The organism is Neisseria arctica, assembly GCF_022870905.1.
In the GTDB taxonomy this organism is placed as follows: Bacteria; Pseudomonadota; Gammaproteobacteria; order Burkholderiales; family Neisseriaceae; genus Neisseria; species Neisseria arctica.
Genome location: NZ_CP091510.1, coordinates 2,278,538 through 2,299,209, shown reverse-complemented (window position 1 = coordinate 2,299,209; position 20,672 = coordinate 2,278,538). Strand labels below are relative to the sequence as shown.

Below are 20,672 nucleotides of genomic sequence, written 5' to 3'. Positions count from 1 at the left end.
TTTGATGCTATTCGGCGTCAATGGCTCCGATAATTAAACGGTCTTCTTTCAAAGAAACCTGAACCGGCTTCTTATGCAGATGAGGTGGGAGGTCTTGTTCGAAATTTCGATAAATACCGGCTACAGATACCAGCTCGGCTTGCATCGAGTGTATAAAAATATGGGCACTGCGGTTGCCGTTGGCGCCGGCTAAAGCACGCCCGCGCATTGGGCCGTATACATGGATGTTGCCGTCTGCAATGATTTCCGCACCTTCGCTAACCATTCCGGTAACGATTAAATCAGCATTTTCCGCATAAACCTGCTGCCCTGTGCGGATAGGGGTATTTACGAATACGGTCGGTTGGCTGATGACTTGCGCTTTAACCGGCTCGGAAATTGATACCGGTTCGACAGTCGTTGGAGGGGACACGGGAATGCCGTCTGAAGCTGCTGCTGGGACAAAAGCCAAACCATTGGCAGAGGCGGTGTCTTCCCATGCTGTATTATGATGGCGCAAGCCGATAATGTTCAGACCGTGTTTTGCAAATAAAGTGCAGATCGTTGCCGTATCAAAGGCAGAAGGCTCGTCGAAGTCATACAGATCCAAGATAAAAGGCATACCTTTAAAATTCCGGTACTGATCAGCACGTTGCTGTAATAAAGTTTCCAGCTCGGTAATGTTGGACGTGTAAAGCCGGATGGCTAACGCATCAAGTCGTGCCGACTTCACATCAAAAGCAGGAGTCATACAATATTGCTACCATAAAAAAATTTAATAGGCTAAGTTTACCGCCTTAATCAAATCTATTCAATCGCTAAAGGCCGTCTGAAAATAAATTAATTAAGGCTTACACCTATATAGGTTTACTAAAGGCGCAAGCCGTGAGGAATATCGGGTTGGGTTGGCCTTAGGGAGTGTGATTTAGTAGTTTAATTAGGATAGATGGTTCCGTAAATCAGGTTGATAAATGAAAACCTCCCCCACACTTGAGGCAACAATCAGGCTCTAAAATCTTGAGTAGTAAATGCTTTTGTTTTTCTTGGCTTGACTTGGTCATTGGAAAGAATTTATAATTCCGCTCTTGTCGGCATGGTGCCGGCAATGTATATCACTCAATAGGAACGAGAAAATATGCCTACTATTAACCAATTGGTACGCAAAGGCCGTCAAAAGCCTGTGTACGTAAACAAAGTGCCTGCACTGGAAGCATGTCCGCAAAAACGCGGCGTGTGCACCCGTGTATACACCACTACTCCGAAAAAACCGAACTCAGCGTTGCGTAAAGTATGTAAAGTGCGCTTGACCAATGGCTTTGAAGTTATTTCATACATTGGTGGTGAAGGCCACAATCTGCAAGAGCACAGCGTTGTATTGATCCGCGGCGGTCGTGTAAAAGATTTGCCGGGTGTTCGCTACCACACTGTTCGCGGTTCTTTGGATACTGCAGGTGTTAAAGACCGTAAGCAAGCCCGTTCTAAATACGGTGCGAAACGTCCTAAATAATCCGGCATACGGTTATTTAGCACACAGAATTAAAGGCACATAGGCGGCCTGAAACATAAATTAAAGGCTGTCGAGTAAGTGAATGCTTGTGATAGGCATTCATGGGATTGCCCCAACTGAATAGATATTAAGGAATTAAAATGCCAAGACGTAGAGAAGTCCCCAAGCGCGATGTTTTGCCGGATCCGAAATTCGGTAGCGTTGAGCTGTCAAAATTCATGAACGTATTGATGATTGATGGTAAAAAATCGGTTGCAGAGCGTATTGTTTACGGTGCTCTGGAACAGATTGAGAAAAAAACAGGCCAAGCAGCCATCGAAGTATTCAATACTGCAATTGCCAATGCAAAACCGGTTGTGGAAGTGAAAAGCCGCCGTGTAGGTGGTGCCAACTACCAAGTTCCTGTTGAGGTTCGCCCTTCACGCCGTTTGGCGTTGGCAATGCGTTGGGTGCGAGATGCGGCACGCAAACGCGGTGAGAAATCTATGGATTTGCGCCTGGCCGGCGAATTGATTGATGCTGCCGAAGGCCGTGGCGGCGCAATGAAAAAACGTGAAGAAGTACACCGTATGGCTGAGGCTAATAAAGCCTTCTCGCACTTCCGTTTCTAATTATTTAAAAAGGCGACTATCATGGCGCGTAAAACCCCCATTAGCCTGTATCGCAATATCGGTATTTCAGCCCATATCGATGCGGGTAAAACCACAACTACCGAACGTATTCTGTTCTATACCGGTATGACTCACAAGTTGGGCGAGGTGCACGACGGTGCTGCCACTACCGACTGGATGGAGCAAGAACAAGAGCGCGGTATTACCATTACTTCTGCAGCGGTATCTACCTTCTGGAAAGGTATGGGCGGTCAATTTAAAGAACACCGTTTCAATATTATCGATACCCCGGGACACGTTGACTTTACCGTAGAGGTAGAGCGTTCTATGCGCGTTTTGGATGGTGCCGTAATGGTTTACTGTGCAGTTGGCGGCGTTCAGCCCCAATCTGAAACCGTATGGCGTCAGGCTAACAAATACAATGTTCCGCGCTTAGCATTCGTGAACAAGATGGACCGTCAAGGTGCCAACTTCTTCCGTGCCGTAGAGCAAATGAAAACCCGTTTGCGTGCCAACCCTGTGCCTATCGTTGTGCCGATTGGTGCCGAAGACGCATTCGAAGGTGTGGTTGATTTGTTGAAAATGAAAGCCATTATTTGGGATGAGGCCTCGCAAGGCATCAAATTCGAATATGGCGATATTCCGGCTGATTTGGTTGCGACCGCTGAAGAGTGGCGCAATAACATGGTAGAGGCAGCTGCCGAAGCTAGCGAAGAGTTGATGGATAAATACCTCGGCGGTGAAGAGTTGACCGAAGAAGAAATCGTTGCCGCTTTGCGTCAACGCACTTTGGCCGGCGAAATTCAGCCTGTATTGTGCGGTTCAGCATTTAAGAACAAAGGTGTACAACGTATGTTGGACGCTGTTGTAGAGTTCTTGCCTGCCCCGACAGATATCCCGCCGGTTGCCGGTGAAACACCGAAAGGCGAAAAAGATACTCGCGAAGCTTCTGACGATGCCAAATTCTCGGCTTTGGCATTCAAATTGATGAATGACAAATACGTTGGCCAGCTAACTTTTATCCGTGTTTACTCAGGCGTACTGAAATCAGGCGATAACGTAGTGAACTCAGTAAAAGGTACCCGCGAGCGCATCGGCCGCTTGGTACAAATGACTGCTAATGACCGTGATGAAATCGAGGAAGTACGTGCAGGTGACATTGCGGCCGCTATCGGTTTGAAAGACGTTACTACCGGTGAAACCCTATGTGCCGAAGATGCACCGATTATTTTGGAACGTATGGAATTCCCGGAGCCGGTAATTCACGTTGCCGTTGAACCGAAAACCAAGGCAGACCAAGAAAAAATGGGTATTGCCTTGAACCGTTTGGCAAAAGAAGACCCTTCATTCCGTGTTCGCACCGATGAAGAGTCAGGTCAAACCATTATTTCCGGTATGGGTGAGTTGCACTTGGAAATTATTGTTGACCGTATGAAGCGTGAATTTGGTGTAGAAGCCAATGTTGGCGCACCACAAGTTGCTTATCGTGAGACTATTCGCAAAGAAGTTGAATCTGAAGCGAAACACGTTAAACAATCAGGTGGTAAAGGTCAGTACGGTCACGTTGTCATCAAAATGGAACCGATGGAACCCGGTGGCGAAGGCTACGAGTTTATCGATGAAATTAAAGGTGGCGTAATTCCGCGTGAATTTATCCCGTCTTGTGACAAAGGTATCCGCGACACTCTATCAAACGGTATTGTTGCCGGCTATCCGGTAGTAGATGTACGTGTACGTTTGATTTTCGGTTCTTACCACGATGTCGACTCTTCTCAAATCGCCTTTGAATTGGCCGCATCTATGGCTTTCAAAGAAGGTATGAAGAAAGCCGCTCCGGTATTGCTGGAACCTATGATGGCCGTGGAGGTAGAAACCCCCGAAGAGTACATGGGTGACGTAATGGGTGACCTGAACCGTCGCCGCGGCATCGTACAAGGTATGGATGACGATGGTATCGGCGGTAAGAAAATTCGTGCCGAAGTACCTCTGGCCGAGATGTTCGGTTACTCTACCGACTTGCGCTCTGCTACCCAAGGTCGTGCGACTTACTCAATGGAATTCAAGCAATATGCTGAAGCTCCTGCACATATCGCAGCACAAGTAACCGAAGCCCGTAAAGGTTAAGGTTGCAAACAGGCCGTCTGAAATGTTTCAGGCGGCTATCAATTGATCTTTAATCGTTCTTTATATAAGGAAATTAGCTCATGGCTAAAGAAAAATTCGAGCGGAGCAAACCGCACGTAAACGTTGGCACCATCGGTCACGTTGACCATGGTAAAACCACTCTGACTGCTGCCCTGACCACCATTTTGGCTGAAAAATTCGGCGGTCAAGCCAAAGGTTACGACCAAATTGACAATGCCCCGGAAGAGAAAGCCCGTGGTATTACCATTAACACTTCTCACGTAGAATATGAAACCGAAACCCGCCACTACGCACACGTAGACTGCCCGGGTCACGCCGACTATGTGAAAAACATGATTACCGGTGCCGCTCAAATGGACGGCGCTATCTTGGTAGTATCTGCTGCCGATGGTCCTATGCCGCAAACCCGCGAGCACATTTTGTTGGCTCGCCAAGTAGGCGTTCCCTACATCCTCGTGTTCATGAACAAATGCGACATGGTAGACGATGCCGAGTTGTTGGAATTGGTTGAGATGGAAATCCGCGACCTGTTGTCAAGCTACGACTTCCCCGGTGATGACTGCCCGATCGTTCAAGGTTCTGCATTGAAAGCTTTGGAAGGTGATGCTGCTTACAAAGAAAAAATCTTTGAACTGGCAGCTGCTTTGGACAGCTACATCCCGACTCCTGAGCGTGCTGTGGACAAACCGTTCCTGTTGCCGATCGAAGACGTATTCTCTATTTCAGGCCGCGGTACAGTAGTAACCGGTCGTGTAGAGCGCGGTATCATTCATGTAGGCGACGAGATTGAAATCGTTGGTTTGAAAGAAACCCAAAAAACCACTTGTACCGGTGTGGAAATGTTCCGCAAACTGCTGGACGAAGGCCAAGCCGGTGATAACGTAGGCGTATTGTTGCGCGGTACCAAACGTGAAGAGGTTGAGCGTGGCCAAGTATTGGCTAAGCCCGGCACCATCACTCCGCACACTAAGTTTAAAGCCGAAGTGTACGTGTTGAGCAAAGAAGAAGGTGGTCGTCATACTCCGTTCTTCGCTAACTACCGTCCGCAATTCTACTTCCGTACTACTGACGTTACCGGTGCGGTAACTTTGGAAGAAGGTGTGGAAATGGTAATGCCGGGTGAAAACGTGGCTATTACCGTAGAGCTGATTGCTCCGATCGCGATGGAAGAAGGCTTGCGCTTTGCGATTCGCGAAGGTGGCCGTACTGTAGGTGCAGGTGTTGTTTCTACCGTAATCGCTTAATCAAAAGGATACAGATAAATGGCTAACCAAAAAATCCGCATCCGTTTGAAAGCTTATGATTACAGCTTGATTGACCGTTCTGCACAAGAAATCGTTGAAACCGCTAAGCGTACCGGTGCCGTAGTAAAAGGTCCGATTCCGCTGCCGACTAAAATCGAACGTTTCAACATTCTGCGTTCACCGCACGTAAACAAAACTTCACGTGAGCAGTTGGAAATCCGTACCCATTTGCGTTTGATGGATATCGTGGATTGGACTGATAAAACCACTGATGCTTTGATGAAGCTTGACCTGCCTGCAGGTGTAGATGTAGAAATTAAAGTTCAATAATCATCAAGTCAGATGAAACAAGTAAACCGGGTTGAAATACCCGGTTTTTTATTGGTATGTAAATGTTATTTTAGAGTTTTGTCGGAAGACCATAGTTGGCAGGTTTGATATGACAGTATGCAGGTTTTTATTTTCAGATGGCATGTTATTAAAAAATACCTATTCACTCATACAATTATATTTTGATTGTTTGGTGATTAATTTTAAACGGTTTTTTCAACCATTTCCAATAACCAACCGAGGGCAAAATCTACTGCTTGTTGGCGAATCTCATCACGATCACCGTTGAAATGTTGTTTGGTAGCAAAAATCCTTTGTTTGGTGGCTAACCCAAACCATACCGTACCGATAGGCTTGGCTTCGCTGCCGCCATCGGGGCCTGCAATGCCGGAGATACTCAGGGAGAAGTCTGCTTTTGCAGCCAGTAATGAGCCGAGAGCCATTTCACGTACGGTTTCTTCACTGACTGCACCAAACATATTTAATGTATCAGCATGAACACCTACCAATTGTTGTTTGGCCTCATTACTGTAAGTGGTGAAACCCATATCAAACCAAGCAGAGCTGCCCGGTAAGCGGGTGAGTTCGGCAGCAAGTAGGCCGCCTGTACACGATTCGGCGCAGGTTACCGTATAGCCGTTAGAGACTAAATTTTCTGTAAGGCGGTATAAGGTAGAACGGCTCATATTTTTTTCCTTAATAAATAGTTTTTCAGATGGCCTGAAAATGATCTACTTTTTCCTGGTAGCTTTTTAGTAGGGTAGCCGATCGGTTGAATTGCTCGGATTCCTTTGCGTCCAGAGGTTTGTCAATGACACGTACCGAGCCTAGACGATTGATAACGGCGGGCACGCCGATATAAACACCCTCTTGCCCCATTTCGCCTTGTAGCAGTGTTGAAACGGTCAGCACTACGTTTTGATTGTGTAAAATGGCACGAGAGATACGGCTTAGGCCCATAGCTATACCGTAGCAGGTGGCACCTTTGGCTTCGATAATGTCATAAGCGGCATTACGGACATCACGGTGAATACGCTGCATTAATTCTTGGCCGTCGGGTCGGTTTTCAAGTAATTTTTGCAAAGGCATTCCCGCAATGCTGGCCGAACTCCAAGCTGCAATGACGCTGTCGCCATGTTCCCCTATCATGTGGGCATCTACGCTGACGGGGGCGACATCAAAGGCCTGTCCCAAACAATTGCACAAACGGGCTGTATCGAGAATAGTGCCAGAACCGATAACCCGCTCCTTGGGTAGACCGGAAAATTTCCATGTGGCATAAGAAAGTACGTCAACGGGATTGGTGGCGATTAGAAAAATACCGTCGAAACCAGAAGCCATTACTTTGCCGACGATGCCGTGAAATACTTTCAGATTATTATCGATTAAGTCAAGACGGGTTTCACCCGGGCGTTGCGGCGCGCCGGCACAAATGCACACAATATCGGCATCTTCACAATCATCGTAGGTACCGGCGATAATTTTTACGGGCGTAGCCGCATAGAGGATGCCGTGCTTTAAATCCCGTACTTCGGCACGAACACGGTTTTCATTTAGATCAATCAGTACCATTTCATCACAGTGCCCTTGGTTGAGCATTGCGAAAGCATAGCTGATGCCGACGGCTCCGGTTCCGATAATCACAACTTTATTGCCGACTTTACGGGTCATGGCTTACCTCCTATTGAGTTTGTTTTTAATATTACCGCCGACTGTTTCAGACGGCCTATTGTTACAGATGCGTAAATCCTTGTCGTTGTTTTGTGTGGCCTATGCCTTATTTTTTATCTTTTATGTAACTTTTAAATTGGGGCTGTATTAGATTAGCCTTAAATATCACACCAAATTCGCAAGATTTTAAGTTGCTCTTTTGGTGTACCAAAGTTAAAACGAAATTCGCATTCTTTCAAGAATAAAGGGAAAGATTTTCGGTCAATTCCATTGTACTTTCGTAGAACGCGCTTTGCCTGATTCCAGAAGTTTTCAATACCGTTGATATGGTTTTGACGGTCGACAAAAAGCTCTGAATGATTGATTCTGTGATGCGTAAATTCACTCACATCTAGCACATCATAGCTTTTGTAATAGTCCGTATAAACAATGCTATCAGGCATTATTTTTCGTTTAATAACAGGTAGTAAAGTATCTTGTTTGGTATTTTTAACGACAACAGTATAAACCTTGCCTTGACGTTTCAAAATACCAAATACCGCTACTTTCCCAGCCGCTCCGCGACCGCGTTTGCCTTTTCGTTGTCCACCAAAATAACTCTCATCAAGCTCGATTGAACCATCAAAGATTTCATCAGCTTGAAGCTCTAAATGATAGGCAATGACTTGGCGAATTTTACGGTAAAACAGAGCTGCTGAATTGGGGTTAATATCCAATAAATTGGCAGCAGAACGGGCGGTTACCTCAAGTACAAAAAATTCAAGCAACTTTTTTTGTACTTTTTAGATAGTTTACAGTGTGTTATCTTCATTTTTAAAGGGTAACATAACTGCCAATCTAATACAGCCCCTTTAAATTATATACCTTTGCCATAGATATTAAGATTTAAATTAGGTTAAAGCTGCCATGAAGAGATGGCGGCAATCTGTTAAAATCCCGATAACACATCATTAAGAGAAAAGAAAATGAATATTCCCGCTATCGAAGCCGCTTTAGCGGCAGTCTCGATTCCAGACAGTAACCGTACGCTCGGCAGTGAAAAAGCGGTTGAGAGCATTGCCGAACATTCAGACGGCCTGTATATCCAATTGCGCTTCGGTTATCCCGTAGAGCATATTGCCGAAGAATTGGGCAGCCGTATCGAGGCTGCTATTTTGCCGCTTGCAGGTGATGTGCCGTTGCATTTGGGTATTTCTACCGCTATTGACACTCATAAGGTTCAACCTGGTGTTGCGACGATTAAAGGTGTAAAAAATATTATTGCCGTTGCTTCGGGCAAAGGCGGTGTAGGCAAATCGACGACTACGGCCAATTTGGCTACCGCTATGGCGAAAATGGGTGCACGCGTAGGTGTATTGGATGCGGATTTGTACGGTCCCAGCCAGCCGACCATGTTTGGTGTGGCAGACGGCAAGCCCGATCAGAATAACGGCAAGTTGGTGCCCGTATTGTCGGCAGGCGGTGTACAGGTGATGTCTATCGGTTTCTTGGTAGATACCGATCAGGCAGTCGTTTGGCGTGGTCCTATGCTTTCCCAGGCATTACAGCAGTTGTTGTTTCAAAGCGAATGGGACGATGTGGACTATCTCTTCATCGATTTGCCGCCGGGTACCGGTGATGTACAGCTGACTTTATCGCAAAAAATTCCGGTAACCGGTTCGGTAGTGGTAACAACACCGCAGGATATTGCTTTGATTGATGCGAAAAAAGCGGTGGATATGTTCCAAAAAGTGAATATTCCGATTTTCGGAGTGCTGGAAAATATGTCGGTGCATATTTGCAGCCATTGTGGTCACGCCGAAACCATTTTCGGTAGCGATGGCGGTAAGGATTTGGCGGTTAAATTAAATGTACCGCTGTTGGGTCAGTTACCGCTGAGCCTGCCCGTACGCGAGGCAATGGATCAAGGTACGGTGCAGGCTTTGTTTGAGCAGCAGCCCGCGATTGCAGAGCTTTATACTCGTGCTGCTTGGCAGATTGCTTTGGCTGTGGCGGATAAAGGCCGTGACTTCAGCAGCCGTTTCCCTAAAATTGTGGTGGAATAAGCTTGCCTTCACTGTAAAAAATGCCGTCTGAAAAATTTTCAGACGGCATTTTTCATATTGTATGCCGGGGTTTATCAAACACCTTGCTTTAGGCTGGCTTCGATAAAGCCGTCCAAATCGCCGTCGAGTACGGCTTTGGTGTTGCCGACTTCATAACCGGTACGCAAGTCTTTGATGCGTGAAGAATCCAAAACATACGAACGGATTTGGCTACCCCAACCCACATCGCTTTTACCGTCTTCCAGTGCTTGTTTTTCCTCATTGCGTTTGCGCATTTCCAGCTCAAACAGTTTGGAGCGCAGCATTTCCATCGCTGCCGCTTTGTTGGCGTGTTGAGAACGGTCGTTTTGGCACTGTACGACAATACCGGTCGGTTCGTGGGTGATGCGCACAGCGGAATCGGTTTTGTTAATGTGCTGACCGCCGGCTCCTGATGCGCGGTAGGTGTCGATGCGTAAGTCGGCAGGGTTGATTTCGATTTCGATACTATCGTCTACTTCAGGGTAAACGAATACCGATGAAAAAGAAGTGTGGCGTTTGTTGTTGGAATCGAAAGGAGAGTAGCGAACCAAACGGTGTACGCCGGTTTCGGTACGCAGCAGGCCGTAAGCATATTCGCCTTCCAAGCGGATGGTGGCACGGTTGATACCGGCGATTTCACCGTCGTCTTGTTCCAGTACTTCTACTTTGAAGCCCTTGCGTTCGGCATAGCGCATGTACATGCGCAGCAGCATGCCTGCCCAGTCTTCGGCTTCGGTACCGCCCGCGCCGGCGGTAATGTCGATAAAGCAATTGTTGGGGTCGGCTGGTTGGTTGAACATACGCTTGAATTCAAGTTCGGCCATTTTGGCTTCGAGTCCGGCTACGTCTTCAACAATGGCGGCAAAGCCTTCGTCATCGCCTTCTTCTACTACCATTTCTACTAATTCGCGGTTGTCTTCGATACCGCTGCCGATGGCATCCAGCGTGAGTACGATGCCTTCCAGGATTTTGCGCTCTTTACCGATTTCTTGGGCTTTTTTCGGATCATTCCACAGTTCGGGATCTTCGGATAGGCCGATTACTTCTTCTAGGCGGTCTTTTTTACCTTGATAATCCATATATTCGCGGATATCGGCACTACGGCGCTCGAGATCGGCAAGCGTGTTGTTGAGCTGGTTGATTACTTCGGCTTCCATAATTGCATTCACTTAAAAATTTAGCTGGCTATTGTACTGGATTTGCACGGTTTTTACTATGAAAATGCCGTCTGAAGGTTTTCAGACGGCATGAAAATCATGAGAGTATTTTTATCGGTTTGCGCTGCTTAACGAGGCTGGTATCGTGCCAAGGCGGCGCGGATTTGCGGTAGGGCGGCTCGCGCGGCATCTTCTCCCAGTTTGATGGCTTGCGTTTTTTGGTCGAAACCGCCGATAGCCCCCAACTGCTGTACTTTTGGTTTGATAACGACGGTAGCTTTGCCCAATTCTTGGTTAAGTGCGGAAGTGCTCATAATGTTGAGGCTTTGGTCGAGATAGGCGAAAAAGCCCGAGCCGGAAAGTTTGGCGGGTTTGGCGGAAATATCGACGGCAATCACAACGTTGGCGCCCATGTTGCGGGCGGCTGTTACGGGTACGGGAGCGGTAAGCCCGCCGTCAACATAGCGGCGGCTGCCGATAACCGTGGGTTGGAACACATTCGGAATACTCACCGAGGCGCGTACGGCTTGGCCGGTATTGCCGGTGTTGAAGGAAACCATACGGCCCGTTTCCAAATCGGTGGCGACGGCGGCAAATTTTTTCGGAAGGTTTTGCATCGGGCGGTTACCGACTTTACGGTTGATGTAGTCTTGCAGTTTTTGCCCGCGGATAAAACCGGTAGTGGATAAGGTCAGATCGACGACATCGGCTTTTTCCAAAATTTCGGCCTCTAATTCGAGACGGTCGGCGCTCATGCCCGAGGCGTACAGGCTGCCGACAACCGCCCCCGCACTGGTGCCGGTAACAATGTCTACGGGAATATTGTTTTGTTGCAATACTTTAATCACGCCGATATGGGCAAAGCCTTTGGATGCGCCTCCGCCCAAAGCAAGACCGACGACTGCGCGGGGTTTTGCGGCGGTAGTGGGTTTGTCCGGAGCAGTACGGGTTGTTCCGCAGGCAGTTAGAGTAAGGGCCGTGAGTGCGAGGAGGGCGGTGCGAAATATCATCATGGTACTTTCCGGTGGTTCGCAGGTTGTTCGGATGGTTCGGATACTGGCATGTGGTTTACAAGTTTTCCCAAATGGTATCTTGGTACGGAGACGGGAAAAGCTGTGGCATGGCAGTTTTGCAGGTTTAGAATTTCTTTTTAGGAGAACAAAATTATAGCGTCTGTTCGGATAACAATCACCTGCGCCGTCTGAAAACATGATGTAAAGAAAAAATGTCAGATTTCAGATGGCAGGGTCAATTGTCGGCGCAAGTATCGCCCTGACGGTACATATCACCGCGTATGGTATAGGCTTTACCGTTTTGATGGCGGATCTCTTGGGTAACACCCAAATGGTCGGAATTATGTTTGCGGTAGCTGAAATCGAAGAGATCATCGCCGCATACGGCGCGAAACGAGGCTTCCGTATCACTTTGTTTGACTTGCGATACGGTACAGCCGTCCGATTCCAGAGTTTGAATTTCAGTACGGATATAGTTGCGGCTTTCCGTTTCGCCGATGCACATATTTTCGGTGTCCTTAACATATTCGTTACTGCTTGGCCAGCTGATTTGGTGGGGAAACTGCCAGTTGCCGGGTTGTATTTCAAAAGCATGTGCGGTAATGGCGGCGGGCAGTAGTACAAATAAGAGGGGTGTTGTTAATTTCATGAATGGGCTTTCTTGCCGGATGAAAAATTAAGGCCGTCTGAAAAGACCGGGGAGGGCATTCAGACGGCCTGGGACATTTAGAATCAGTTGTTTCTAATGCGATGCAATACTTCTTCTTTACCGATTAGAGCCAACACGGCATCTACGCTTGGGGTTTTGGCCGTACCGCATACGGCCAGCCGCAGCGGCATGCCGAGTTTGCCCATCTTAATGTTTTCGGCCTCGCAGAAAGGTTTGAACAAGTCGTGAATGGCTTCGGGCGTCCACTCGTTCAGGCCTTCGAGCTTTTCGGCAAAGCGCAACATCCGTGCAGGTGCTTCTTCATCCCAGTGTTTGGCAATATCTGCCTCGGCCGGAGTGTCTTTGCGGTAGAAATAAGTACATTCGTCCGCCAGCGTATTGAGGTCTTGGGCGCGGTCTTTTACCAAAGCCAATACATCTTCCAAAGCAGGTTTTGCGGTTTCGTGGATACCGCGTACTGCCAGGCGAGGGGCGACGAGTTCTGCCAAACGGGTGTTCGGCGTGGTTTTGATGTGTTCGCCGTTAATCCAGTAGAGCTTTTTCAAATCCATGCGGCTGGCCGAGGGGGAAACGTCTTTCAGTTCGAACCATTCGATAAATTGTTGCATAGTGAAAAATTCATCATCACCGTGCGCCCAGCCGAGACGGGCCAGATAGTTGAGCATGGCTTCGGGCAAGATTCCCATTTGGTTGAAATCGGTGATGGCAACGGTATCGCCGCTGCGCTTGGAGATTTTCTTGCCTTGTTCGTTCAGAATCATCGGCAGGTGGGCGTATTGCGGCGGAGTGGTGCCCAAAGCTTTGAGAATGTTGATTTGTTTGGGTGTGTTGTTGACGTGGTCATCACCACGGATAACGTGGGTAATGCCCATGTCGTAATCATCGACTACTACGCAGAAGTTATAAGTGGGCGTGCCGTCGGCACGGGCGATGATTAAGTCGTCCAATGCTTCGTTGGGAATCGAAATCTCGCCTTTAACCAAGTCGTGCCATGTGGTAGTACCCTTAATCGGGGTTTTGAAGCGTACTACCGGTTCACGGCCTTCGGGTATCGGCGGCAATACTTTACCGTCTTCGGGGCGCCAGCGGCGGTCGTAAGTGGCGGTGCCTTCTTTTTCGGCTTTTTCACGCATTGCCTCCAGCTCTTCTTTGCTGCAATAGCAGTGATAGGCATGGCCTTGTTCGAGCAGTTGGGTAATTACGGCTTTGTAACGGTCGAAATTTTGTGTTTGATAAACCACATGGTCGGTATTGTCATAGTGCAGGCCTACCCAGTTCATGCCGTCTAAAATCACATTTACCGATTCGGCGGTAGAGCGTTCGAGATCGGTATCTTCGATACGCAGCAGAAATTCGCCTTTGTGTTTGCGGGCAAATGCCCATGAAAATAAGGCGGTACGTACGCCGCCGATATGCAGGTAGCCGGTGGGGCTGGGGGCAAAACGGGTTTTAACGGTCATGTTTGGAATTCCGGTTCGGTTTCTAAAGGCTTTTATTTTATGCGCTTCAAGGCCGTCTGAAAACCTTTTCAGACGGCCTGGCGCAACTGAAAAATGCTACAATGGACACTTTATCAGAACGACTGTCCGAACATATGAAAAAAGCACCCAAATCATTCGAAGAAGCACTCAAACGTTTGGAAAGCCTGACCCAGGCCATGCAAAGCAGTGAAATGCCGCTGGAAGAAGCGTTGGCGGCCTATCAGGAAGGTAAAGAACTGGTGCAGTATTGCCAGCAGAAGTTGGCTGAAGTCGAGCAAAAATTACAAGTTTTGGATGCGGGCGAGCTAAAGGAGTTGAGCTTAGATGCAAGCGAATGATTTGAAAAGCTGGCAGCAGAAAGCCCAAGCGCAGACGGAGCTGGTGTTGTCGCGTTTGCTGCCCGACGAGAGCCAGACACCTGCCCGGCTGCATGAGGCGATGCGTTATGTGACATTGGGTGGCGGCAAACGATTGAGACCCTTGCTGGTGTTGGCGGCTGCCGAACTGGGCGAGGCTGATGAAACGGCATTGGCGCATGCACTGGCTGCCGTCGAGATGATTCATGTGTACTCGTTGGTGCATGACGATATGCCGGCGATGGATAATGACAGCCTCCGCCGTGGCAAGCCGACCTGCCACGTGCAATATGATGAAGCAACCGCACTTTTGGTGGGTGATGCGTTGCAAACCCAGGCATTTGAGGTATTGAGCCGCCCAAGCGGCTTGGCACCTGCCCGCCAGCTGCAAATGGTTGCCGTGTTGGCGAAAGCTTCGGGCAGCTTAGGTATGGCGGGCGGCCAAGCGATTGACTTGGCCAATGTTGGCAAAGAGATGAACCAAACCCAATTAGAACAAATGCACGGTTTGAAAACCGGTGCGCTGATTCGTGCCGCGGTGGCACTGGGTGCGCTTTCCTGCCCGGATTTAGATGATGCCGCCTTGGCGCGTTTGGACGAGTACGCGCAAAAACTCGGTTTGGCATTTCAAGTAATAGACGATGTGCTCGATTGTGAGGCCGATACCGTTACATTGGGTAAAACGGCAGGTAAAGATGCGGATGCCGATAAGCCGACTTATGTGAAGCTGATGGGACTGGTCGAGGCGCGCGCGTATGCGGAAACTTTGGTTGCCGAGGCAGTTGCATTATTGCAGCCGTTTGGCGAGGCAGCTGCCCGTTTGCGCGGGTTGGCCGAATTTGTTACGGCGCGTAAGCATTAAACGCTTTATTTTTGTATCAGCCCAAACGGTTTGTGGCGAGAAAATGCCGTCTGAAAATTTAATTTTCAGACGGCATTTTGTTTTCAATGATGAAAGGTAAACAAATTTGGTGTGGTATGTTTTTAAATGCCGTGCGGAGGGTTACTCCCCACCTGCAAGGACTTTAAAACAAGTTGTCCATAACATCCTTAGGTTTTGCCGGAGTTTGGGGGCGGGGAGCCGGTTTTTCGACTGCCTGATTTTGCGGTTGGGGCTTAGGTTCCACCTTAGGCAAAGGTTCGGGTGTTACGTTTTTGGGTAAAACGGGTATTTCTGCGGGGGTAGCGGCGGTTTGTTCACGATGTTTGGGGTGTTGCTTTGTTCCGCTGTTTCGGGGTTGGGGCGCTACCGCAGTTGGTTGCGGTTGGGAGGTTTCGGTAGCAGATTCGGTACTGTCATTAGTTGCCTGCTCGACAGGGGCTGTGTTTTGATTTGTAGAGGCAGGTGCGACTGTTCCCGGTACAGAATCTTGCGCTCCGCGGGGGGATAAAATTTCTACGGTATTGCTGTTTGCAGTTGGGTTTTGTGTGCTGGGCTGATCAGGGGTTTGCATGGTACGGGCGACGCCGATAACCAAGGCGAGAACCAAAAGGCTTACCAATATGAACGCGGCAAGCAGCAGGTGTTTGGGAGTAAGGCGGAAGCTCTGTTTGGCAGCTGTTTGTTTTTGGTCGGACATTATTGATCTCTATGATGTGCAGGCCGTCTGAAGGTTTCAGACGGCCTTGATATTATTTATTGGTTGAATGTTTCATAAAGGGTAACGACTTTTTGTACGCCTGCGGTAGTGCTGACTTTCTCGGTAACGGCAGCTTGTTCGGCAGGAGTGAGAATACCCATTACGTAAGTTACGTTGCCATAGGTAACAATTTTAACGCGACTGGGGATAACACCTTGAATACCGAGTAAGGTGGTGCGGACTTTAGAGGTATTCCAAGTGTCGGCGGCTACATCGTTGAAGGTACGCGCCTGAGGGGCGATTTCTATATAGTTGTACACTGCTTGGGCGGCTTGTTCGGAGCGGGCGACTTGTTCGACAAACTGTTTTTCGCCTTCGGTCGCTACTTGTCCGAGCAATAGGATATGGCGGTTATAGCTCACGACGGCCAGTTTGGGATCGTAGCCCGTGGTTTGGTTATTTTGCCGCAGATAGGTTTGTGCGGTATTTCTGATGCGGACTTCCATAACGCCGTCGTCTGCCTGTGCACCGGTACTGCGACGGTCGATAGCTGCCGCGCCGCCGAGTGCTGCGCCGCCGAGTGCCGCTCCTACACAGCCGCTAAGGCCTGTGGCTAGCAGTGCGGCTAGAATCAGATTACGGGTATGCGGTAGAAAATTCATGCAAACTTCCTTTCTGGTAGAAATCAATCGGCGGTTTGAAGCCTTTTCGGCCGAGGTTGATATAGTTGTTTTAATGTTTTACGGCTATGCGATCAACCGTAAAGCCGTTAAAGCGGCTTTTATGCTTCCAGTAGCATACTGTCGATACAGTCGCATAAAGCATGGATGAGCAGGATATGCACTTCTTGAATCCGGGCCGTACGTTGGTGAGGCACGTTGAGCAGGATATCATTGTCTTTAAGCATCGCGGCGATTTTACCGCCGTCCCGTCCGGTGAGTGCGACAACTTTTATATCGCGCTCGTGTGCCGCTTCGATGGCTTTAATCACGTTGCCCGAGTTACCCGAGGTGGAAATAGCTAACAGCACATCGCCCGCACGACCTAAAGCGCGCACTTGCTTGCTGAATACTTGGTCGAAACCGTAATCGTTGCCGATGGCGGTGAGGGCGGAGGTATCGGTAGTGAGGGCGATGGCGGCCAGCTCCATGCGCTCTTGCTCGAAACGGCCCGTCATCTCGGCGGCAAAGTGTTGCGCGTCGCCTGCCGAACCGCCGTTGCCGCAAGCGAGGATTTTGCCGTCTTCCATCAGGCATTGGAGCATCATTTCGGCGGCGAGCGCCGTCGGTTCGCTCAATACTTCGGCGGCTTGCTGTTTGGTTTCGATACTTTGTGCGAAATGTGCGGCTACGCGTTCGGTCAGATTCATTTAACTGATTATCCTGTAAGGTTTTTTACCCATAAAGGCGGGTTGCTGCCTTCGATTAAGACCGCATCCAGGCGGCAGGGCGTATTGCTCAGATGCTGTGTTTGCAGATAATGTTCCGCACTGCGGTGCAGTTTGGCCAGCTTGGACGGCGTGATGCTGTGGGCAGCCCCGCCGTAAGTCGGCTTCTGGCGGTATTTTACTTCAACAAACAAAATTGTGTTACCGCTTTTGACTATCAAGTCGATTTCGCCAAAAGGGCAATGCCAGTTGCGCGCCAGTAGTTTGCAGCCTTGGGCTTGTAAAAATGCCAGTGCGGCGTCTTCTCCCGCCCGGCCTTGTTTGTGGTTTAAGCGCATAACAATCCCCGTTATAATTAAGGCCTTTCAGACGGCCTGTTTATTCTTATGCAAAAACACTATCAAAAAGCCTGCGACAGTATTATGTCGGGAACATTATACGTGGTGGCTACACCTATCGGCAATTTGGCCGAAATTACCTTGCGTGCGTTGGCTGTATTGGGGCGGGCGGATTTGGTTTGCGCCGAGGATACGCGAGTGACCGCCCAACTTTTGAGCGCATACCAGATTCAGGCTAAATTGCTGAGTGTGCGCGAACACAACGAGCAGCAGATGGCCGATAGAATCATTGCCGAGTTGGCTTCGGGTAAGGTGGTCGCCCAAGTGAGCGATGCGGGTACGCCCGCCGTGTGTGATCCGGGTGCCAAGCTGGCTGCGCGGGTGCGAAATGCCGGTTATAAAGTGGTGCCTGTTGCCGGAGCCAGTGCGGTGATGGCGGCATTGAGTGTGGCGGGGGTGAGCGAGCCGGATTTTTATTTCAATGGTTTTCTGCCGCCCAAGGCGGGAGAGCGTCAAAAACTATTGGCTTCTTGGGCTGAAGCGGATTATCCAATCGTGATGTTTGAAACGCCCCACAGGATTGAAGCGGCTTTAGCTGAAATGGCCGCACTTTTTCCCGAGCGAGGGCTTTTGCTGGCGCGGGAAATATCCAAAACATTCGAAACTTTTTTAAGCGGTTCGGTAGCGGAAGTGCGGGATATGTTGAAAGCCGATAGCAATCAAAGCCGTGGTGAGATGGTGTTGATTCTGCATCCCGCACAGGTGGTGAAACATAGTGATTTGCCCGAAGCGGCACAACAGGTGATGAAGGTATTGGCTGCGGAGCTACCGACCAAGCAGGCTGCCGATTTGGCTGCCAAAATTACGGGAGAAAGTAAAAAGGCGCTGTACGATTTGGCGTTGACTTGGAAAAATCATTGATACGGCGGCCTGATAATAGTTGATAGGTTGTTTGATAAAAATGCCGTCTGAACGTGGTTTCAGACGGCATTATCTATTTTTATCTTATGGTTGAAAGCAGAAGGTTTTACAGAGCTTTAAAGGCTGAAATGCTTGGATACCCAACCGATAATTTCGGCGGCTACTTCTTCGGGACCGCCCGGATTACCAGTGCGTATCCCTTCTTCATCGGCACCCAGTTCCTCTAAAATATCCAATTGCGATTGCAGCATATCCGCCTTCATATAATGGCCTTTTCGAGCCAACATACGTTCTAGGTTGATTTGGTGGGGCGGGGCAAGATGGATAAATACCACTCTGCCTTCGGCTTCGCGTAGGATGTCGCGGTATTTACGCTTGAGTGCCGAACAGGTTACGACACTGTGGCTTGCTCCTTCGCGGCTTTGGCCGCTCATCCAGTCGCGCAGATTGCCTAACCAAGGGTAACGGTCTTCATCAGTGAGCGGAATGCCGTTGCCCATTTTGTCGCGGTTGGCCTGGGTATGGAAATCGTCGCCTTCCGCATACGCACAGTTGAAATATTTTTGCAGGGCTTGGGCCGCGGTGGTTTTACCGCAGCCGCACACGCCCATCACCACAAAATGTACGGTTTGTCCGTTCATGGCGGCTGTCCTTCGAATAAGTTATAAGATACTGAATGCGAGTGCGGAAAGGGCGAAGCCTACAATGGCAATCAGGGCTTGGTTTACCGTCCAGGTTTTCAGGGTAGTGGGCACATCCATATTCAGCAGCCGGCCTACCAGCCAGAAACCGGAGTCATTCACATGGCTGGCGAATACCGAGCCGGCAGCAGTTGCCAATACCACGCAGGCCAATTGCCAATCGCTGTAACCGGCAGCGGCAACGGCCGGAGCCATCAGAGCCGCGGCAGTTGTTAAAGCGACGGTAGCCGAACCTTGTGCGACACGTAATACCAAGGCAACCAAAAAGCAGCCGAGCAATACGGGAATACCCATGTCGGCCATGCTGTCGGCCAAGGCTTTGCCGATACCTGATGCACGCAATACGCCGCCGAACATGCCGCCCGCACCGGTAATCAGAATTACCGAGCAAACAGGAGCCAGCGCGCCGTCAATGGTTTTTTCCAAAGCAGAAGCCTGCTCGCCGCGTTTGCGCCCCAATACATACATGGCAACCAATACCGAAATCAACAATGCGATTGGGGTCGAACCGATCATACGCAGGGTTTGTACCCAAGTTTCGTCTGCGCTGACTACTTTTTCACTGATTAAGGTGGCCAAGCCGGTATTCATAAAAATCAGCAGCATCGGAATCAGCATAATGCCGATGACAGTACCCGCTTTGGCGGGTTGTTTCGGTTGGTCGTTATCTTGTGCGCCGCCGCTGAGTAAATCCGGTACGGGTACATGGATGCGTTTGCTTAAGAATTGGCCGAGCAGATAACCGCTCACGTACCAAGTAATTACAGCCAACGGCAAACCGAGTAACAATACTTGGCCGACACCTGCACCGTAAAATTCACCAGCGGCAATCGGGCCCGGATGCGGCGGCAGGAAAACGTGCATTACCGAAAAAGCACCGATAGACGATAATCCGTAAGCCAATACGGGTGCTTTCATACGGCGTGCGGTTGCGAAAACGATAGGCAGCATGACTACCAAACCGGCGTCGAAGAAAATCGGAAAACCGAAAATCAAAGAGGCGATACCCAGAGCAAAGGGAGCGCGCTTTTCACCAAACATACGCACCAAAGCATCTGCCAACGATTGTGCGCCGCCTGATGTTTCGACCAGGCGGCCGAGCATCGCGCCTAACCCGACCAATATCGCCACATTGCCCAGTGTGCCGCCGAAGCTTTTAATCAAAACGTCGTTAACGATACTGCCCATGGGGAGGCCTGTTGCGATGGCGGTTATCAGGCTGACTAAAACCATCGTCAGCAGCGCATGCACGCGGAATTTTATGATCAGCACTAAAATCAGTGCGATGGCGGCAGCGGCAATCCCTAATAAAGGGCCGGTGCCCAAAGTTTGGGTCCAGTTGTCCATAAGTTACTCCTGTATGATGTTTGATAACGGAAATCTCTTTCTTTAAGGAAAATATCCGAAGTTCTGTATATGATTGATTTTAGTTTCCGACAGATTTCGGAATGTAGCGGAATGTAACTGCACTTTATCAGTTGTGCAAATAATGATTCTGACTTGTGTCAAAATTGA

The 20,672-nt window shown here is 49.2% G+C and carries 22 protein-coding genes and 1 pseudogene; 9 read left to right on the top strand and 14 right to left on the bottom strand.

Annotation, left to right across the window (positions count from 1 at the left end; genetic code table 11):
- Nucleotides 1-7: 7 nt before the first annotated feature.
- Nucleotides 8-730 carry a septum site-determining protein MinC gene (minC, locus tag LVJ86_RS10675; RefSeq protein ID WP_047761614.1) on the bottom strand — a complete coding sequence of 241 codons (723 nt, stop codon included), beginning with the start codon at nucleotides 728-730 and terminating at the stop codon, nucleotides 8-10.
- A 384-nt stretch (nucleotides 731-1,114) separates the two neighbouring features.
- Here minC and rpsL point away from each other — a divergent pair, with 384 nt between their 5' ends.
- The 5 genes from rpsL (at nucleotide 1,115) to rpsJ (ending at nucleotide 5,816) form a co-directional block, all read left to right on the top strand.
- The gene (gene rpsL, locus LVJ86_RS10670) at nucleotides 1,115-1,486 is read left to right on the top strand and encodes a 30S ribosomal protein S12 (RefSeq protein WP_002218431.1); all 372 of its coding nucleotides are present in this window, start codon (nucleotides 1,115-1,117) and stop codon (nucleotides 1,484-1,486) included.
- A gap of 140 nt (nucleotides 1,487-1,626) precedes the next feature.
- A complete protein-coding gene (gene rpsG / locus LVJ86_RS10665; protein ID WP_047761615.1) occupies nucleotides 1,627-2,097 on the top strand; it encodes a 30S ribosomal protein S7 in 471 nt (156 codons plus the stop codon).
- A 21-nt stretch (nucleotides 2,098-2,118) separates the two neighbouring features.
- On the top strand, nucleotides 2,119-4,221 hold the full coding sequence (gene fusA / locus LVJ86_RS10660; RefSeq protein ID WP_047761616.1) for an elongation factor G: 2,103 nt from the start codon (nucleotides 2,119-2,121) through the stop codon (nucleotides 4,219-4,221).
- Between the two features lie 80 nt (nucleotides 4,222-4,301).
- Nucleotides 4,302-5,486 (top strand): elongation factor Tu, encoded by a 1,185-nt coding sequence (tuf, locus tag LVJ86_RS10655; protein WP_047761939.1) that lies wholly within the window; start codon nucleotides 4,302-4,304, stop codon nucleotides 5,484-5,486.
- Between the two features lie 18 nt (nucleotides 5,487-5,504).
- On the top strand, nucleotides 5,505-5,816 hold the full coding sequence (gene rpsJ / locus LVJ86_RS10650) for a 30S ribosomal protein S10 (RefSeq protein WP_002642322.1): 312 nt from the start codon (nucleotides 5,505-5,507) through the stop codon (nucleotides 5,814-5,816).
- 203 nt (nucleotides 5,817-6,019) lie between these two features.
- Here rpsJ and LVJ86_RS10645 read toward each other — a convergent pair whose 3' ends face one another.
- The 3 genes and pseudogenes from LVJ86_RS10645 to LVJ86_RS10635 all read right to left on the bottom strand — a co-directional run bounded on the left by LVJ86_RS10645 (nucleotide 6,020) and on the right by LVJ86_RS10635 (nucleotide 8,298).
- A complete protein-coding gene (locus LVJ86_RS10645) occupies nucleotides 6,020-6,502 on the bottom strand; it encodes a CinA family protein (protein WP_047761928.1) in 483 nt (160 codons plus the stop codon).
- Between the two features lie 25 nt (nucleotides 6,503-6,527).
- Entirely contained in the window at nucleotides 6,528-7,487 is a 960-nt protein-coding gene (locus LVJ86_RS10640; RefSeq protein WP_047761929.1) for an L-lactate dehydrogenase, read from the bottom strand.
- A gap of 158 nt (nucleotides 7,488-7,645) precedes the next feature.
- Nucleotides 7,646-8,298, bottom strand: a pseudogene (locus tag LVJ86_RS10635) (IS1595 family transposase).
- Nucleotides 8,299-8,452: 154 nt separating this feature from the next.
- Here LVJ86_RS10635 and apbC point away from each other — a divergent pair.
- Complete coding sequence (apbC, locus tag LVJ86_RS10630) at nucleotides 8,453-9,532, top strand: iron-sulfur cluster carrier protein ApbC (RefSeq protein WP_047761077.1); 1,080 nt, start codon at nucleotides 8,453-8,455, stop codon at nucleotides 9,530-9,532.
- A 74-nt stretch (nucleotides 9,533-9,606) separates the two neighbouring features.
- Here the strand turns inward: apbC and prfB are convergent, their stop codons facing one another.
- The 4 genes from prfB to gltX form a co-directional block, all read right to left on the bottom strand.
- The gene (prfB, locus tag LVJ86_RS10625) at nucleotides 9,607-10,710 is read right to left on the bottom strand and encodes a peptide chain release factor 2 (RefSeq protein ID WP_047761076.1); all 1,104 of its coding nucleotides are present in this window, start codon (nucleotides 10,708-10,710) and stop codon (nucleotides 9,607-9,609) included.
- Between the two features lie 128 nt (nucleotides 10,711-10,838).
- Nucleotides 10,839-11,723, bottom strand: coding sequence for a patatin-like phospholipase family protein (locus tag LVJ86_RS10620; protein WP_152667049.1), 885 nt, complete (start codon nucleotides 11,721-11,723; stop codon nucleotides 10,839-10,841).
- Nucleotides 11,724-11,958: 235 nt separating this feature from the next.
- A complete protein-coding gene (locus LVJ86_RS10615; protein WP_047761075.1) occupies nucleotides 11,959-12,372 on the bottom strand; it encodes a DUF3617 family protein in 414 nt (137 codons plus the stop codon).
- An 83-nt stretch (nucleotides 12,373-12,455) separates the two neighbouring features.
- Nucleotides 12,456-13,853 carry a glutamate--tRNA ligase gene (gltX, locus tag LVJ86_RS10610; RefSeq protein ID WP_047761074.1) on the bottom strand — a complete coding sequence of 466 codons (1,398 nt, stop codon included), beginning with the start codon at nucleotides 13,851-13,853 and terminating at the stop codon, nucleotides 12,456-12,458.
- 134 nt (nucleotides 13,854-13,987) lie between these two features.
- Between gltX and LVJ86_RS10605 the strand changes: the two genes are divergently transcribed.
- Nucleotides 13,988-14,212, top strand: coding sequence for an exodeoxyribonuclease VII small subunit (locus LVJ86_RS10605; RefSeq protein ID WP_047761085.1), 225 nt, complete (start codon nucleotides 13,988-13,990; stop codon nucleotides 14,210-14,212).
- Nucleotides 14,199-15,092: a polyprenyl synthetase family protein gene (locus LVJ86_RS10600; protein ID WP_047761073.1), complete on the top strand. Its 894-nt coding sequence runs from the start codon at nucleotides 14,199-14,201 to the stop codon at nucleotides 15,090-15,092. Before LVJ86_RS10605 ends, LVJ86_RS10600 begins: the two co-directional genes overlap by 14 nt.
- A gap of 163 nt (nucleotides 15,093-15,255) precedes the next feature.
- Here the strand turns inward: LVJ86_RS10600 and LVJ86_RS10595 are convergent, their stop codons facing one another.
- From LVJ86_RS10595 to LVJ86_RS10580, 4 genes are all read right to left on the bottom strand, one after another.
- Nucleotides 15,256-15,810 (bottom strand): hypothetical protein, encoded by a 555-nt coding sequence (locus LVJ86_RS10595; RefSeq protein ID WP_047761072.1) that lies wholly within the window; start codon nucleotides 15,808-15,810, stop codon nucleotides 15,256-15,258.
- 56 nt (nucleotides 15,811-15,866) lie between these two features.
- The gene (locus LVJ86_RS10590) at nucleotides 15,867-16,472 is read right to left on the bottom strand and encodes a BON domain-containing protein (protein WP_047761071.1); all 606 of its coding nucleotides are present in this window, start codon (nucleotides 16,470-16,472) and stop codon (nucleotides 15,867-15,869) included.
- 119 nt (nucleotides 16,473-16,591) lie between these two features.
- Nucleotides 16,592-17,179, bottom strand: coding sequence for a phosphoheptose isomerase (locus tag LVJ86_RS10585; RefSeq protein ID WP_047761070.1), 588 nt, complete (start codon nucleotides 17,177-17,179; stop codon nucleotides 16,592-16,594).
- A gap of 8 nt (nucleotides 17,180-17,187) precedes the next feature.
- Nucleotides 17,188-17,535 carry a YraN family protein gene (locus LVJ86_RS10580; protein WP_047761069.1) on the bottom strand — a complete coding sequence of 116 codons (348 nt, stop codon included), beginning with the start codon at nucleotides 17,533-17,535 and terminating at the stop codon, nucleotides 17,188-17,190.
- A gap of 48 nt (nucleotides 17,536-17,583) precedes the next feature.
- Between LVJ86_RS10580 and rsmI the strand changes: the two genes are divergently transcribed.
- Nucleotides 17,584-18,456: a 16S rRNA (cytidine(1402)-2'-O)-methyltransferase gene (rsmI, locus tag LVJ86_RS10575; protein WP_047761068.1), complete on the top strand. Its 873-nt coding sequence runs from the start codon at nucleotides 17,584-17,586 to the stop codon at nucleotides 18,454-18,456.
- A gap of 116 nt (nucleotides 18,457-18,572) precedes the next feature.
- On the opposite strand, the gene LVJ86_RS10570 is transcribed toward rsmI, so the two are convergent.
- Together LVJ86_RS10570 and LVJ86_RS10565 are read right to left on the bottom strand one after the other, a co-directional pair.
- Nucleotides 18,573-19,097, bottom strand: coding sequence for a gluconokinase (locus LVJ86_RS10570; protein ID WP_047761067.1), 525 nt, complete (start codon nucleotides 19,095-19,097; stop codon nucleotides 18,573-18,575).
- Between the two features lie 21 nt (nucleotides 19,098-19,118).
- Nucleotides 19,119-20,504 (bottom strand): GntP family permease, encoded by a 1,386-nt coding sequence (locus tag LVJ86_RS10565; protein ID WP_047761066.1) that lies wholly within the window; start codon nucleotides 20,502-20,504, stop codon nucleotides 19,119-19,121.
- Nucleotides 20,505-20,672: the final 168 nt, after the last annotated feature.